At 68.9% G+C, this 14,805-nt stretch carries 8 protein-coding genes; 5 read left to right on the top strand and 3 right to left on the bottom strand.

The annotated features are described in order from the left end of the window. Positions 1-352: 352 nt before the first annotated feature. The gene (locus AVW11_RS15655) at positions 353-6,520 is read left to right on the top strand and encodes an RHS repeat domain-containing protein (protein ID WP_240528185.1); all 6,168 of its coding nucleotides are present in this window, start codon (positions 353-355) and stop codon (positions 6,518-6,520) included. 127 nt (positions 6,521-6,647) lie between these two features. Here AVW11_RS15655 and AVW11_RS15660 read toward each other — a convergent pair whose 3' ends face one another. From AVW11_RS15660 to AVW11_RS15670, 3 genes are all read right to left on the bottom strand, one after another. After that, a complete protein-coding gene (locus tag AVW11_RS15660) occupies positions 6,648-6,980 on the bottom strand; it encodes a ribosomal protein L7/L12 (RefSeq protein ID WP_076044289.1) in 333 nt (110 codons plus the stop codon). A 429-nt stretch (positions 6,981-7,409) separates the two neighbouring features. Next, on the bottom strand, positions 7,410-8,231 hold the full coding sequence (locus AVW11_RS15665; RefSeq protein ID WP_079250640.1) for a phosphatase: 822 nt from the start codon (positions 8,229-8,231) through the stop codon (positions 7,410-7,412). A 56-nt stretch (positions 8,232-8,287) separates the two neighbouring features. Further along, on the bottom strand, positions 8,288-8,866 hold the full coding sequence (locus tag AVW11_RS15670; protein WP_076044290.1) for an SACE_7040 family transcriptional regulator: 579 nt from the start codon (positions 8,864-8,866) through the stop codon (positions 8,288-8,290). A 99-nt stretch (positions 8,867-8,965) separates the two neighbouring features. Here AVW11_RS15670 and AVW11_RS15675 point away from each other — a divergent pair, with 99 nt between their 5' ends. The 4 genes from AVW11_RS15675 to AVW11_RS15690 are packed head-to-tail and all read left to right on the top strand — an operon-like array spanning position 8,966 to position 14,730. Further along, the gene (locus tag AVW11_RS15675) at positions 8,966-10,597 is read left to right on the top strand and encodes a carboxyl transferase domain-containing protein (protein WP_076044291.1); all 1,632 of its coding nucleotides are present in this window, start codon (positions 8,966-8,968) and stop codon (positions 10,595-10,597) included. A gap of 26 nt (positions 10,598-10,623) precedes the next feature. Continuing rightward, positions 10,624-12,633, top strand: a complete 2,010-nt coding sequence (locus AVW11_RS15680) for an acetyl/propionyl/methylcrotonyl-CoA carboxylase subunit alpha (RefSeq protein ID WP_076044292.1) — start codon at positions 10,624-10,626, stop codon at positions 12,631-12,633. A gap of 11 nt (positions 12,634-12,644) precedes the next feature. Beyond that, positions 12,645-13,562 (top strand): hydroxymethylglutaryl-CoA lyase, encoded by a 918-nt coding sequence (locus AVW11_RS15685; protein ID WP_030840444.1) that lies wholly within the window; start codon positions 12,645-12,647, stop codon positions 13,560-13,562. A 7-nt stretch (positions 13,563-13,569) separates the two neighbouring features. Continuing rightward, entirely contained in the window at positions 13,570-14,730 is a 1,161-nt protein-coding gene (locus AVW11_RS15690; RefSeq protein ID WP_060180382.1) for an acyl-CoA dehydrogenase family protein, read from the top strand. Positions 14,731-14,805 lie beyond the last annotated feature (75 nt).

Below are 14,805 nucleotides of genomic sequence, written 5' to 3' on the forward strand. Positions count from 1 at the left end.
AGGCCACTAGATCCCCTTGCCCCAGATGGGGCTCATTACAGGATGCCGGATTGGCGAATTCTGCCTGTTAGTCTGCGCCGTAAATCTTTCTAGAAGCATGGGGTGGGGTGTGAGAAAATTCCGTGCGCGAGGACTTTCTGTGGCGTTGGCTGCAGCCGTCCTCTCGGGCTTGTTGCCCAGCGCTGTAGCCGTAGCGGATGGCAAATCCAAGCCGTCGCTACCGGAACTCAAGCAGCCGAAGGCGGTACCGGTGAAGCCGGTCCGGGCGGGTGGCGCGAAGAAGGCCGATGACGCGGGCGCGACTCCTTGGAAGGCGCCTAAGGTCTCCTGGCCGGCTGCCGGTTCGGCGGAGGTGAGCCTGAGCGCCGCCTCTGGCCCGGTCTCGAAGTCGTTCCTGTCGGATTCCGGTCGCGGACCGGTCGTCGACCCGGGCTCGCAGCAGGCCGGCAAGCTCCCGGTGGCGGTCTACGTCCCGCCGGGCAAGGCGGCCGAAGCGCCGTCGAAGGTCAAGGTCTCCGTCGTCGGCAAGGACGCGGCGCGCAAGGCGGGCGTCGACGGCGTCCTGCTGTCGGTCGGCCGCGCGGACGGCGGCACACAGGCCGCACCGGCGAAGGTCGAGGTGGACTACAACTCCTTCCGCGGCGCCTACGGCGGCGACTACGCCTCCCGCCTGCGCCTGGTGGAGCTTCCGGCATGTGCGCTGACGACTCCGGAACGCGCGGAGTGCCGTACCCAGACACCGCTGCAGACGCAGAACGACACACGCGCGGGCAAGCTCTCGGCGCAGGTGACCACGCAGGGCGCGGCGCCTTCGGCCAAGTCCGCGGGCGTGTCCGCAAAGTCGGCCTCCGCGGCTTCGGGCGGCGCGACCGTCCTCGCCACGACGGCGGGCGACGCGGGCTCGACGGGTGACTACAAGGCGACCTCGCTGCAGCCCTCCGGCTCCTGGAGCGCGGGTGGCTCGACAGGTGCCTTCTCCTGGTCCTACCCGGTCGCGACGCCCTCCGTGCCCGGCGGGCTGGGCCCCCAGATCACGCTCGGCTACAGCTCGCAGTCCGTCGACGGCCGCACGGGCATGTCCAACAGCCAGGGCTCGTGGATCGGCGACGGCTGGGGCTGGGAACCCGGCTTCATCGAGCGCAGGTACAAGCCCTGCAACGACGACAAGACCGGCGGCACCAACACCACCAAGGTCGGCGACCAGTGCTGGTTCAACGACAACGCCACGCTGTCGCTGGGCGGCAAGTCGACCGAGCTCGTCTACGAGCAGGGCAAGGGCTGGCACCCGGCCTCCGACTCGGGCGAGAAGGTCGAGAAGCTCACCGGCGCCGTGAACGGCGACAACGACGGTGAGCACTGGAAGATCACCACGACCGACGGCACGCAGTACTTCTTCGGTCTGAACCGTCTTCCGGGCTGGAAGGACGCCTCCACGCCGACGACGAACTCGGCGTGGACCGCGCCCGTCTTCGGCAACCAGGCGGGAGAGCCCTGCTACAACGCCTCGTTCGCGAGCGCCTGGTGCAAGCAGGCCTGGCGTTGGCAGCTCGACTACGTCGTCACCCCCGGTGGCGACGCGATGGCGTACTACTGGAAGACCGAGACCAACAACTACGGCCGGAACGTCTCCACGACCACCGGCAAGGCTACGGTCACCCCGTACATCCGCGGTGGCTGGCTCGACCGCATCGACTACGGGCTTCGCTCCGACGCCGTCTACAGCGGCAAGGCGATGGCCCAGGTGAAGTTCGACGTCAACGAGCGCTGCCTCACCAACTGCGGCACCTTCGACGAGGCCAACGCCAAGAACTGGCCGGATTCTCCGTACGACCTGTTCTGCAAGGACGGCTCGACGGAGTGCAAGGGGCAGTACTCGCCGACGTTCTGGTCACGGATGCGCCTCACCGCGATCCACACCAAGCTCCTCACCGGCGGCGCCTACCAGGACGTCGACTCCTGGACCCTGGACCAGAACTTCCCGCCGGCGGGCGACGGCATCTCCACCCCGATGTGGCTGAAGTCCATCACCCGCACCGCAAAGGCGGGAGCCGCGGACGACATCCGGCTCGACCCCGTCACCTTCGCGGGCGAGCAGCGGCCTAACCGGGTGGACAAGACCGGCGACGGTCTGGCCCCCTACGTCCGGCTGCGGATGTCCCAGGTCAACACCGAGACCGGTGGCACCATCGGCGTCACCTACTCGCAGCAGGACTGCACGCCCACCTCGCTTCCGGCCGCGGACGGGACCAACACCACCCGCTGCTATCCCGTCAAGTGGGCCTGGGAGGGTGACACCTCCAAGCTCGACTGGTTCAACACCTACGTCGTCAACCAGATCGTGGAGGGTGACAACCTCGCCTCGACGCCCGACAAGGTGACCTCCTACGCCTATGTCGGAGGAGCGGCCTGGGACAAGGACACCAGCGAGTTCACCAAGGCCGAGGACCGCGTCCACTCGGTCGCGCGCGGCTACGGGCTCGTCCAGACCCGCACCGGTGCGGCCAGTGATCCGAAGACGCTGTCGGAGACCCGCTACTTCCGCGGCCTCGATGGCAAGGAGGTCAAGGACGGCACCGGAGCCGCAGTCACCGACCGTCCCGAGTTCGCGGGCATGGTCCGCGAGACGGCCACGTACGAGGGCGACGACACCGCCAAGCTGGTGGGCGCAACATCGAACACGCCGTGGCGTTCCGACGCGGTGGCCAAACGGCTACGCCCCGGGCTGCCGGACCTCGTTTCCTACAAGACCAACGTCCAGAAGGAGTCCAACCGCACGACCGTTACCGGTGGCACCCGGACGACCGAAACCAGCCGTCAGTTCGACGGCTACGGCATGGTCGAGTGGGAGTCGAGCACGGGCGACACCGCCAAGACCGGTGACGAGTCCTGCACCACGACCACCTACGCACGCAACTCGACAAGCTGGATTCTCGACCGGCAGAGCCAGGTCAGGACCGTCGCACTACCGTGTGGGACGACCGGAGCCACGACGGCCGACGTCATCGGCGACACCCGGACGTACTTCGACAACGGCACACTCGGCACCGTATCCGGTCGGGGCCTGGTGTCGAAGACCGAGAAGATCAACGGCAAGGGCGACGGCTACGACACGGCATCGACCATCCCGTCGACCTGTGGCGCTGCCGGCAACGAGCTCTGTTACGACCTCTACGGCCGAACACTGGCGGCCGCGGACACGTACGGGAAGGTGACCACCAGCACGTACACGCCCGCCGCGGGCGAAGTCCCGACCACCACGACGACGACGAACCCGCTGGGGCACACAGTGACCAGCCGGCTCGACCCGCTGCGCGGCCAGGCCACCAAGGTCACCGACCCCAACGGCAAGGTCACCACTTCGGCGTACGACGCCCTTGGCCGGGTGACCAGGGTGTGGGCACCCAACTGGACGGAAGAGGCGAACCCGAGCAAGCCGAGCCGTATCTTCGAGTACACCGTCCGCAACAGCGGGCCCAACGTCGTCACCTCCAAGACGCTGACGCACGACTACGAATACTCGGTCGTCCACTCCATCCAGGACGGTCTGCTGCGTGAGCGGCAGACCCAGACCCAGTCGCCCGACCTGGCCGGACGCCTGGTCACCGAGACCTTCTACGACACCCGTGGCCTGGCCTGGCGCACCTCCGGCACGTACTACGCCGACGGCGCCCCCTCGCCCGAGCTGGTCACCGGACAGGAGCTCAACTACCCCTCCTCCGCCGACACCCTCTTCGACGGCGCCGGCCGCCCGACAGCGGTCATCGTCAAGAAGAACGGCGTCGAGACCAAGCGCACGACAACCAGTTACACCGGCGACACCACCACGGTCAGCCCGCCTGCGGGCGGCACCACGACCACTACCACCGTTGACGCGCAGGGGCGCACGGTCGAGGTCAAGCAATACACCGATCCGGCCCGCACCACCTCGCAGTCGACCCTGTACACGTACAACAAGCTCGGACAGCTGGCCCAGGTCACTGACCCGGCCAACGCCAAATGGACATACACCTACGACGTCCGTGGCCGCCAAGTCGAGGTGAACGACCCGGACAAGGGCCTCACCAAGACCGTGTACGACATCGGCGACCGCATCACTGACGTCACCGACGCCCGCGGTATCACCCTGCACACCGACTACGACGACCTCGGTCGCGCTGTCGCCACCAAGCAGGGCTCCACCACCCTGACCTCGACCGTCTACGACACCGTGGCCAAGGGGAAGCTCTCGCAGTCGACCCGCCACGTGGACGGCAATGCATATACCTCGAAGGTCCTGTCGTACAACGACCTGTATCAGCCGCTCGACAGCCAGGTCGTCATCCCGTCCACGCCCGACACAGGCGCGATGGCCGGCACGTACCAGTGGACGAACGTCTACAACATCACGGGCCAGGTCCTCTCGACCCGGCAGCCCGCGATGGGCGGCCTCCCCGCCGAGTCGGTGGGCAGCGCCTACCACGAGGTGTCGGGCCTGCTGAAGAGCACGGCAGCAGGCTCCAGTCGCCTGGTGACGGCCATGTCCTACGACCACTACGGCCGCACTGTCCTGCAGCAACTGGGCGCGACCGGCCAGCGCCTGTACCGCTCCAACGAGTACGACCCCCACACCGGCGCACTCGTGCGCACGGTCATCGACCGCGATGTGGAACCGAAGCGACTCGAGGACACCCGGTACACCAACGACCCCGTCGGCAACCTGACGGCGATCGCCTCGGCCTACGGCCAGGACGCCGCCCGGACCACGGACACCCAGTGCGTCGACCTCGACTCCCTGCGCCGCATCACCGAGGCGTGGACCAACAAGGGTGAGACCTGCGCGGCGACGCCTTCCACCCCCGTCATCGGCGGCGAGGACCCGTATTGGACCACGTACACCTACGACGCCGTCGGCAACCGCAAGACGGAGACCAAGCACAAGACCGCCTCGGGCCCGGCGGCGGACACAGTCCGCACGTACGCGCCCCCGACGCCCGGAAGGCACGACCTGCCGAAGGTCACCCAGACCGGCACCGCCCCGCACGACGAAACCTTCACCTACGACGCAGTCGGCAACACCAAAACGCGCACGAACGGAACCGGTGAGACCCAGTACCTCCACTGGGACGCGGAAGGACATCTCAAGTCCCTCGTGCAGGGAACGACCACTGACTCGTTCCTCTACGACTCGTCTGGCAACCGCATCCTGCGCAAGGAGAAGGACAGCACAACGCTGTACCTGCCGTCCGGCAACGAGCTCAAGCTCGACAAGTCGGGCACGGTCACGGGCACCCGCTACTACGGCGACATCGCCGTGCGCACGGGCGGCAAGCTCACCTTTACCCTCAACGACCACCACAACACCGGTACCACCCAGGTGACCGCCGACGCGGCCCAGACGGTCACCCGCCGTAAGACGGGCGTGTTCGGAGAGACCCGCGGCAGCCAGCCGACGACGTGGACCGGTGAGAAGAGCTTCGTAGGAGGCACGAGGGACAACGACAGCGGCCTGACCCACATCGGAGCCCGCGAGTACGACCCCCTGATCGGCCGCTTCATCTCGGTGGACCCGATCATGGACCTGAAGGACGCCCAGCAGCTCCACGGCTACACCTATTCCGCGAACAACCCGTTCACATACTCCGACCCTGACGGCCTCAAGTACTTCGTTGGGGGCAATGAGGACAGCGGATTCCAGTCGACTCCTCAATCCGCTGCAAGCACTCAAGGAGCCGGCGGCAAACATGAGAGGAGGTACTACCGAGGGCAGACCACAAACATCAACCTCGTCAAGGGACACATGAAGTCCACGTGTAATCGAGCTGGTTGCACGACCAAGTGGGTTCCCCAGTCTCGCGGGAATGATCGCGATTATGCCGCTGGCCTCCTGACGGGGGCAGTGGAGACTATTACTTTCGGGTGCCAGTTCTTCAAAATATTCGGCGAGGTTGAGTGCGCAGGCGACGCCATGCGCAAGGAGGCAGCCAACGAATATGGCGTCGATACCGGAAGCGCGGCGTTCGAACAGGGAACCGGGCAGGGAGGCGCTCTGGCATCTGCACCTCTCGGCCCTCTTGCTCCAGAAATTGGCGCAGCGTCACGATTTTCAACACTTGCGGTAAGGGGCGTAGCTCAAGAAGCCAGCGAAACGGCCTACATCCTCCGGGGCGCGATCAAGGATCCAGGCGGTACCGGAATGCCGGTGTCCGGCCGGCTCTCGCCCGCCGAGATGGCTGCCCTAACAAATGCCACCAACCGTGAATGGGGACTCGTGTACGTACTTGGACCGAAGAGGAATGGCGGCGGAGGCCAGTATTACTTGTACTCCGGGCGCGAACATTCCGTACCCATGGGACATGGGGCCGACAGGATGTGGATCTACCACACACATCCCACATACCCCTACGCAAGCCAGAAGGACATGGAACTTGTGGATGCACAGTCAGCCTTGGGTTCGCCGCAAAGATCGTCAATGATCGTACTTCGCGACGGATCCACAATAAGGTACGGAGGGAAATACATGCAAAGAGGGCAGCTTAGGTAAGTTAGAAAATACCCGCAGCTCTGGTTGACCGAGTTAAAGGAGGGCTCGAAACAAGTATGATCGAGCCCTCCTTTTCGTCACGAATTAACCCGCCTAGCACCCACTAGAGAGCCCCCTGCGGTTCGGACTATAGCGGAAGAGGCGGACTACTGGCCCGGCAGCTCCCCGGCGGCCAAGGTCCGACACAGGGCGCAGGATCAAGTGGACGATTAGCGCGGTCGACAATCCGACTGCACCAGTCACAGACCACCGCAACATGCGCACCCGATTCCGCAATTGCTTCGGCAGCCGCGTCGGCAGACTCGAGCCAGTCCGGCTCGGTGATCATTGTCGGCGCGGCCTCGACAAGACGTTTGCTTTCCCATAGGCTGATTCCAGTGACACTCCGGATCGCCTTGACGGTATCAATTCCCATCGATCCGCCATTTTTCAAGAGTACGCAAAACCCCGGCTCTTCCATTTTCGCCCAATCTCACCCAATTCAGCTCGAGCCGAATAAATTGAAAAACATCCCTATCTGCACATTAACGCACCGAACGGTCACATTTCGGGCGACTTCAGCATGGTCAGAATACCCAACCTGACCAAGGCTGATTGCAGGCGCGCGCTTGAGTATCGGCATCGGTATGCGTCAGCAACACCAGCGTAATAGACAGGGCAATCCCTACAGGGCCAGGCTCGACGGCAAGCGCATCCTAGAGCCCGACTTGCCCCTGACCCGCAAGTACTCGGGGCTGCGCGTAACCCGCTGCAGTTCACTTGCCTCCGGCAACGGCTTCCTGGTACCCGATTTCGGTATGACATCCGGCACTGACTTTCCGTATCCATACATAAAGGGGCACGCTGCAGCAAGCCGCCGAGCGTCCCGCTGTCGGGATGGCCGGTGCCGTCAGCGCAGGCCCGCAGCGTTCAGCAGGTACGCCACCAGCGGGTCGTAGTAGCGCGGGTCGCGGACGTGGTCGTCCAGGGGGATCGCGACCTGGAGGGTGCCTTCGGCCTCGCCGAGGAAGAGGGCCGGGTCGTTGCAGTCGGCGTAGCCGACCGCGTCCAGGCCGCGCTGGGCCGCGCAGCCCGCCCAGCCGTGGTCGGCGACGACCAGGTCCGGCTGCGGGCGGCCCTCGGCCGCGAGCGCGTCCAGGATCGCGGCCATCGGCGCCGGCGAGTGGGTGTGCCACAGGGTCGCGCCCCGCTCCAGCACCGCGACGTCCGCGAACTGCCACACCGAGCCCTCGTCCGCCACCAGGCCCTGCGGGATCACCACGATCTCGCAGCCCGCCGCCCGCAGGGCCGCCGCCGTCGCGCGGTGGACGTCCAGCAGGCCGCCCGGGTGGCCGGTCGCGAACAGCACGCTCTGCCGGTCCGCCGCCGCCTTGCGCAGGCGCGCCGCCAGCCGGTCCAGGCCGGCCACGGTCAGCTCGGGGTCGATGGTGTCCTGGCCGTGGCGGACCTCCGGGTCGTCCACGACGCCGCAGCGCTCCGCCATCACGGCGAGCACGTCCTGCTCGTCGGCCCAGCGGTCGCCCAGTTCCAGACCGAGCCAGTAGTGCCGGTCGCCGTTGGCGAGCTTGCGGTAGTGGGAGAGGTTGTTCTCGCGCGGCGTCGCGACCTGCCCAGCGATCCGCGTGCGGACCAGATGGTCGATGAGTTCGGCGCGGCTGGGCGCTTCAATAGATCGGTCGGACGTCTCTATCGGCTTCGGCATACGGGCCATTCTGCCGCCGCCGGGCCGGAGGCGGCGCGTCCATTCCGGTCGGCGGACGCCCCCGGTCACGCCGACAGCGCCCCGAAGGCGCCGTGCGCGAGCCTGCGCAGCAGCGACTCGGTGGCCTCCCGGCCGAGGGCCGCCAGGTGCGGGGTGGAGTTGAGCAGGCCGAAGACGGCGTGCACGGCGACCCGCACCTCCGCCTCGCCGACCTCGGGGTGCAGTTCCCGTACGACCTCCACCCACAGCTCCACGTACTGCCGCTGGAGCTGCCGTACGAGCTTGCGGTCGGCCTCGCGCAGCCGGTCGAGCTCGCGGTCGTGCAGGGTGATCAGCGCCTGGTCGTCGAGGGCGAAGTCGACGTGGCCGTCGATGAGGGAGGACAGGACCCTGCCCGGGTCGCCCGCCGCCTCCGCGACCCGGTGGCGGCCGCCGGTGAGGAGGCGTTCGCTGATGCCGACGAGCAGCTCGGCGAGCATGGCGTCCTTGCCCGCGAAGTGCCGGTACAGGCCGGGGCCGCTGATGCCCACCGCGGCCCCTATCTCGTCCACGCCGACGCCGTGGAACCCGCGCGCGGCGAAGAGGCGGGCGGCCTCGCTGAGGATCTGCTCGCGTCGGGTGGGGGCGGCCGCTCTGATGCTCATGGGAAACCATTCTAGACAGGGCCGTTAGCGGTCGTTAACCTGAGCTCCACGAGCGTTAACGCTCATTAACCGCCTGGAACGAGCAAGGGAGCTCGACCGATGCAGCAGGCACCAGTGCTGACGAGCGCCGCGGACCCGGCGTCCGAGGCCTGGCGGACCAACGAGGCCGCCCACCGCGAGCTGACCGAGGGCCTGCGGGCCCGGCTCGACGCGGCCCGGCTCGGCGGCGGCGAGAAGGCACGCGCCCGCCACACCGCCCGCGGGAAGCTCCTCCCGCGCGACCGCGTGGACACCCTCCTCGACCCGGGCTCCCCCTTCCTGGAGCTGGCGCCGCTGGCCGCCGAGGGCATGTACGGGGGCGCCGCCCCCGCCGCCGGGGTCATCGCGGGCATCGGCCGGGTCAGCGGCCGCGAGTGCGTGATCGTCGCGAACGACGCCACCGTCAAGGGCGGCACGTACTACCCGATGACCGTCAAGAAGCACCTGCGCGCCCAGGAAGTGGCTCTGGAGAATCGTCTCCCCTGCCTCTACCTGGTCGATTCAGGCGGTGCCTTCCTGCCCATGCAGGACGAGGTCTTCCCCGACCGGGAGCACTTCGGCCGCATCTTCTACAACCAGGCCCGCATGTCGGGCGCCGGCATCCCGCAGATCGCCGCCGTCCTCGGCTCCTGCACCGCGGGCGGGGCGTACGTCCCGGCGATGAGCGACGAGGCCGTCATCGTCCGCAACCAGGGCACGATCTTCCTCGGCGGCCCGCCGCTGGTGAAGGCCGCCACCGGTGAGGTGGTCACGGCCGAGGAGCTCGGCGGCGGCGAGGTCCACTCCCGCGTCTCCGGCGTGACCGACCACCTCGCGGAGGACGACGCGCACGCGCTGCGGATCGTACGGAACATCGTGGCGACCCTGCCCGGGCGCGGGGCCCTGCCCTGGTCGGTCGAGGCCCCGGAGGAGCCGAAGGTGGACCCGGCCGGGCTGTACGGCGCCGTTCCCGTCGACTCCCGCACCCCCTACGACGCCCGCGAGATCATCGCGCGGATCGTGGACGCCTCCCGCTTCCAGGAGTTCAAGTCCGAGTTCGGCCAGACGCTGGTCACCGGCTTCGCCCGGATCCACGGCCACCCGGTCGGGATCATCGCCAACAACGGCATCCTGTTCGCCGAGTCCGCGCAGAAGGGCGCCCACTTCATCGAGCTGTGCGACCAGCGCGGCATCCCGCTGCTCTTCCTCCAGAACATCTCGGGCTTCATGGTCGGCCGCGACTACGAGGCCGGCGGCATCGCCAAGCACGGCGCCAAGATGGTGACGGCCGTGGCCTGCGCCCGGGTCCCGAAGCTGACGGTGGTGGTCGGCGGCTCGTACGGCGCCGGCAACTACTCGATGTGCGGCCGGGCCTACTCGCCCCGCTTCCTGTGGATGTGGCCCAACGCCAAGATCTCGGTGATGGGCGGCGAGCAGGCGGCCTCGGTCCTCGCGACGGTCAAGCGCGACCAGATCGAGGGCGCCGGCCAGGAGTGGCCGGCCGAGGAAGAGGAGGCCTTCAAGGCCCCGGTCCGCGCCCAGTACGAGGAGCAGGGCAACGCCTACTACGCCACGGCGCGGCTGTGGGACGACGGGGTCATCGACCCCATGGAGACCCGGCAGGTGCTGGGACTGGCCCTGACCGCGTGCGCGAACGCCCCGCTGGGCCAGAAGGATCAGACGCAGCCGGGCTTCGGCATCTTCCGTATGTGACGTGATGTGACGTGAGGACCTCACTGATGTTCAGCACTGTTCTGGTCGCGAACCGCGGCGAGATCGCGGTCCGGGTCATCCGCACCCTGCGGGAGCTCGGGATCCGCTCCGTGGCCGTCTTCAGCGACGCCGACGCCGACGCCCGCCACGTACGGGAGGCCGACACGGCCGTCCGGATCGGGCCGGCGGCGGCCGCGGAGAGCTACCTGTCGGTGGAGCGGCTGCTGGATGCCGCGAAGCGGACGGGCGCCGAGGCCGTCCACCCCGGCTACGGCTTCCTGGCGGAGAACGCCGCCTTCGCGCAGGCCTGCACCGATGCCGGTCTGGCCTTCATCGGTCCGCCCGCCTCCGCGATCTCCCTCATGGGCGACAAGATCACGGCGAAGGAGACGGTCAAGGCGGCGGGCGTGCCCGTGGTGCCCGGTTCCTCCGGCAGCGGCCTGACCGACGCCGAACTGGTCGCGGCCGCCTCGGAGATCGGCATGCCGGTGCTGCTGAAGCCCTCGGCGGGCGGCGGCGGCAAGGGCATGCGCCTCGTACGGGACGAGGCCGTGCTGGCCGAGGAGATCGCGGCGGCCCGCCGCGAGGCCCGCTCGTCCTTCGGCGACGACACCCTGCTGGTCGAGCGGTGGGTGGACCGGCCCCGGCACATCGAGATCCAGGTGCTGGCGGACGCCCACGGCAACGTGGTCCACCTGGGCGAGCGCGAGTGCTCGCTCCAGCGCCGGCACCAGAAGGTCATCGAGGAGGCGCCCTCGGTCCTGCTCGACGAGAAGACCCGCGCGGCGATGGGTGCGGCGGCGGTGGACGCGGCCCGCTCCTGCGGGTACGTCGGCGCGGGCACGGTGGAGTTCATCGTCCCCGGCGGCGACCCTTCCTCCTACTACTTCATGGAGATGAACACCCGCCTCCAGGTCGAGCACCCGGTCACGGAGCTGGTCACCGGCCTGGACCTGGTGGAGCTCCAGCTGCGGGTGGCCGCGGGCGAGGCCCTGCCCGTCACCCAGGACGACATCCGGCTGACCGGGCACGCCATCGAGGCCCGTGTCTGCGCGGAGGACCCGGCGCGCGGCTTCCTGCCGTCCGGCGGGACCGTCCTGGCCCTGTCGGAGCCCTCGGGCGGAGCGGTCCGCATGGACTCCGGGCTGACGGCGGGCGTGCCGGTGGGGTCGACGTACGACCCGATGCTGTCGAAGGTCATCGTGCACGGGCCGGACCGCCCGGCGGCGCTGCGCATGCTGCGGGCGGCGCTGGCCGACACGGTGATCCTGGGCGTCCAGACGAACGCCGGTTTCCTGCGGCGGCTGCTGGCCCACCCGGACGTGGTGTCCGGGGACCTGGACACCGGGCTGGTCGAGCGGGACCTTTCCGGGCTGCTGCCGCAGGGTGTCCCGCCGGAGGTGTACGCGGCTGCCGCCCTGCTGGCGGGCACCGCACGGGAGGCGCGGTCGACGGGGTGGGCGGACCCGTTCGACGCCGCGAGCGGCTGGCGCCTGGGCGGCACCCCCGCCTGGACCGTCCACCACTTCCGCCTCCCGGGCCAGGACCCGGTGGAGGTCCGTACCCGGCAGGTGGGCGCCGAGCAGGACATCCTGCTGGACGCGGTCGACAGCGGCGCCGCACCGGCCCGCGGCCGGATCGTCAGCCGCACCCCTGACACCGTCACCGTCGAACTCGACGGCGTCACGCACCGCTTCAGCCACGCCGCCTCCCCGGAGGGGACCTGGTTCGGGCGGGACGCCGACTCCTGGCACGTCCAGCGCCACGATCCGGTGTCCGCCCACGGCGCGGCGAGCGCGGGGGCGGACACCCTCGCCGCCCCCATGCCCGGCACCGTCACCGTCGTCAAGGTCGCCGTCGGCGACAAGGTGTCGGCCGGTCAGAGCCTGCTGGTCGTCGAGGCGATGAAGATGGAGCACGTCATCTCCGCCCCGCACGCCGGCACGGTCACCGAGCTGGACGTCTCCCCCGGCACCACCGTCGCCATGGACCAGGTGCTGGCCGTCGTCACCCCGGACGAGGAGGAGGGCGCGTGATCGGGCTGCCCATGAGCGTCCCGGCCCCCGGCCTGCCGGCCCGGGTCCGCATCCACGAGGTCGGCGCCCGCGACGGCCTGCAGAATGAGAAGACGGCCGTCCCCACGGAGGTCAAGGCGGAGTTCGTGCGCCGCCTGGCCGCCTCGGGCCTGACCACGATCGAGGCCACCAGCTTCGTGCACCCCAAGTGGGTGCCCCAGCTGGCCGACGCCGAGCAGCTCTTCCCGCTCCTCGCCGACGTGGACGCCGCGCTGCCCGTCCTCGTGCCCAACGAGCGCGGCCTGGACCGCGCGCTCGCGCTGGGGGCGACCCGTATCGCGGTGTTCGGCTCGGCAACGGAGACCTTCGCCTCCCGCAACCTCAACCGCACCGTCGCCGAGTCCCTCGCGATGTTCGAGCCCGTCGTGGCCCGCGCCCGGGAGGGCGGGGCGCACGTGCGCGGCTATCTGTCCATGTGCTTCGGGGACCCCTGGGAGGGCGCCGTCCCGGTCCACCAGGTCGTCTCGGTGGCCAAGGCCCTGCTCGACCTCGGCTGCGACGAGCTGAGCCTCGGCGACACGATCGGCGTGGCCACCCCGGGCCATGTCCAGGCCCTGCTCTCCGCGCTGAACGAGGCCGGTGTGACCACCGACCGCATCGGCGTGCACTTCCACGACACCTACGGCCAGGCCCTGTCCAACACCCTCGCCGCGCTCCAGCACGGCGTGACCACCGTCGACGCCTCCGCGGGCGGCCTCGGCGGATGCCCGTACGCGAAGAGTGCCACCGGCAACCTCGCGACCGAGGACCTGGTGTGGATGCTCGACGGTCTCGGCATCGAGACCGGGGTCGATCTGGCCGCCCTCACCGCCACGAGCGTGTGGATGGCCGAACAGCTGGGGCGTCCCAGCCCCTCCCGTACCGTCCGCGCCCTCTCCCACAAGGAGTAGTCACACCATGTCCCTCGACCACCGGCTCACCCCTGAGCACGAGGAACTCCGCCGCACTGTCGAGGCGTTCGCCCACGACGTCGTCGCGCCGAAGATCGGCGACCTGTACGAGCGGCACGAGTTCCCCTACGAGATCGTCGCCGAGATGGGCCGCATGGGCCTGTTCGGCCTGCCCTTCCCGGAGGAGTACGGCGGCATGGGCGGGGACTACCTCGCCCTGGGCATCGCCCTGGAGGAGCTGGCCCGCGTCGACTCCTCGGTCGCCATCACCCTGGAGGCCGGGGTCTCCCTGGGCGCCATGCCCCTGTACCTCTTCGGCACCGAGGAGCAGAAGCGCCGGTGGCTGCCGAAGCTGTGCTCCGGCGAGGTGCTGGGCGCCTTCGGCCTGACCGAGCCCGGCGCGGGTTCGGACGCCGGCGGCACCCGTACGACCGCCGTCAAGGACGGCGACGAGTGGGTCATCAACGGCTCGAAGTGCTTCATCACCAACTCCGGTACGGACATCACCGGTCTGGTCACGGTCACGGCCGTGACGGGCCGCAAGGCGGACGGCCGCCCGGAGATCTCCTCGATCATCGTCCCGTCCGGCACGCCGGGCTTCACGGTGGCCGCTCCGTACTCCAAGGTCGGCTGGAACTCCTCCGACACCCGTGAGCTGTCCTTCGACGGCGTGCGGGTCCCGCTCGCCAACCTGGTGGGCGAGGAGGGCCGCGGCTACGCGCAGTTCCTGCGGATCCTCGACGAGGGCCGGATCGCCATCTCCGCGCTCGCCACGGGCCTCGCGCAGGGCTGTGTGGACGAGTCGGTGAAGTACGCCAGGGAGCGGCACGCCTTCGGCAAGGCGATCGGCGACAACCAGGCCATCCAGTTCAAGCTGGCCGACATGGAGATGCGCGCGCACATGGCGCGCATCGGCTGGCGTGACGCGGCGTCCCGGCTGGTGGCCGGCGAGCCGTTCAAGAAGGAGGCGGCGATCGCGAAGCTGTACTCCTCGACGGTGGCCGTGGACAACGCCCGTGACGCGACGCAGATCCACGGCGGCTACGGCTTCATGAACGAGTACCCGGTGGCGCGCATGTGGCGGGACTCCAAGATCCTGGAGATCGGCGAGGGCACCAGCGAGGTCCAGCGCATGCTGATCGCCCGCGAGTTGGGCTTCGCCGGCTGACGCGCGGTCCCGTGCGTGCGCGGGTGAGGTGAGGGGGCCCGAAAAAACTTAGGGCCCCCTTACCGCTTTCGGCCA

Origin of the sequence: Streptomyces amritsarensis (assembly GCF_001953875.1) — a bacterium.
Taxonomy (GTDB): Bacteria; Actinomycetota; Actinomycetes; order Streptomycetales; family Streptomycetaceae; genus Streptomyces; species Streptomyces amritsarensis.

What these genes read in the sequence shown, in the direction of transcription:
- AVW11_RS15675 (WP_076044291.1), top strand. Translation starts at nt 8,966, where the DNA reads ATGCAGCAGGCACCAGTGCTGACGAGCGCCGCGGACCCGGCGTCCGAG.
- AVW11_RS15685 (WP_030840444.1), top strand. Translation starts at nt 12,645, where the DNA reads ATGAGCGTCCCGGCCCCCGGCCTGCCGGCCCGGGTCCGCATCCACGAG.
- AVW11_RS15690 (WP_060180382.1), top strand. Translation starts at nt 13,570, where the DNA reads ATGTCCCTCGACCACCGGCTCACCCCTGAGCACGAGGAACTCCGCCGC.
- AVW11_RS15660 (WP_076044289.1), bottom strand. Translation starts at nt 6,980, where the DNA reads ATGGAAGAGCCGGGGTTTTGCGTACTCTTGAAAAATGGCGGATCGATG.
- AVW11_RS15665 (WP_079250640.1), bottom strand. Translation starts at nt 8,231, where the DNA reads ATGGCCCGTATGCCGAAGCCGATAGAGACGTCCGACCGATCTATTGAA.
- AVW11_RS15670 (WP_076044290.1), bottom strand. Translation starts at nt 8,866, where the DNA reads ATGAGCATCAGAGCGGCCGCCCCCACCCGACGCGAGCAGATCCTCAGC.
- AVW11_RS15680 (WP_076044292.1), top strand. Translation starts at nt 10,624, where the DNA reads ATGTTCAGCACTGTTCTGGTCGCGAACCGCGGCGAGATCGCGGTCCGG.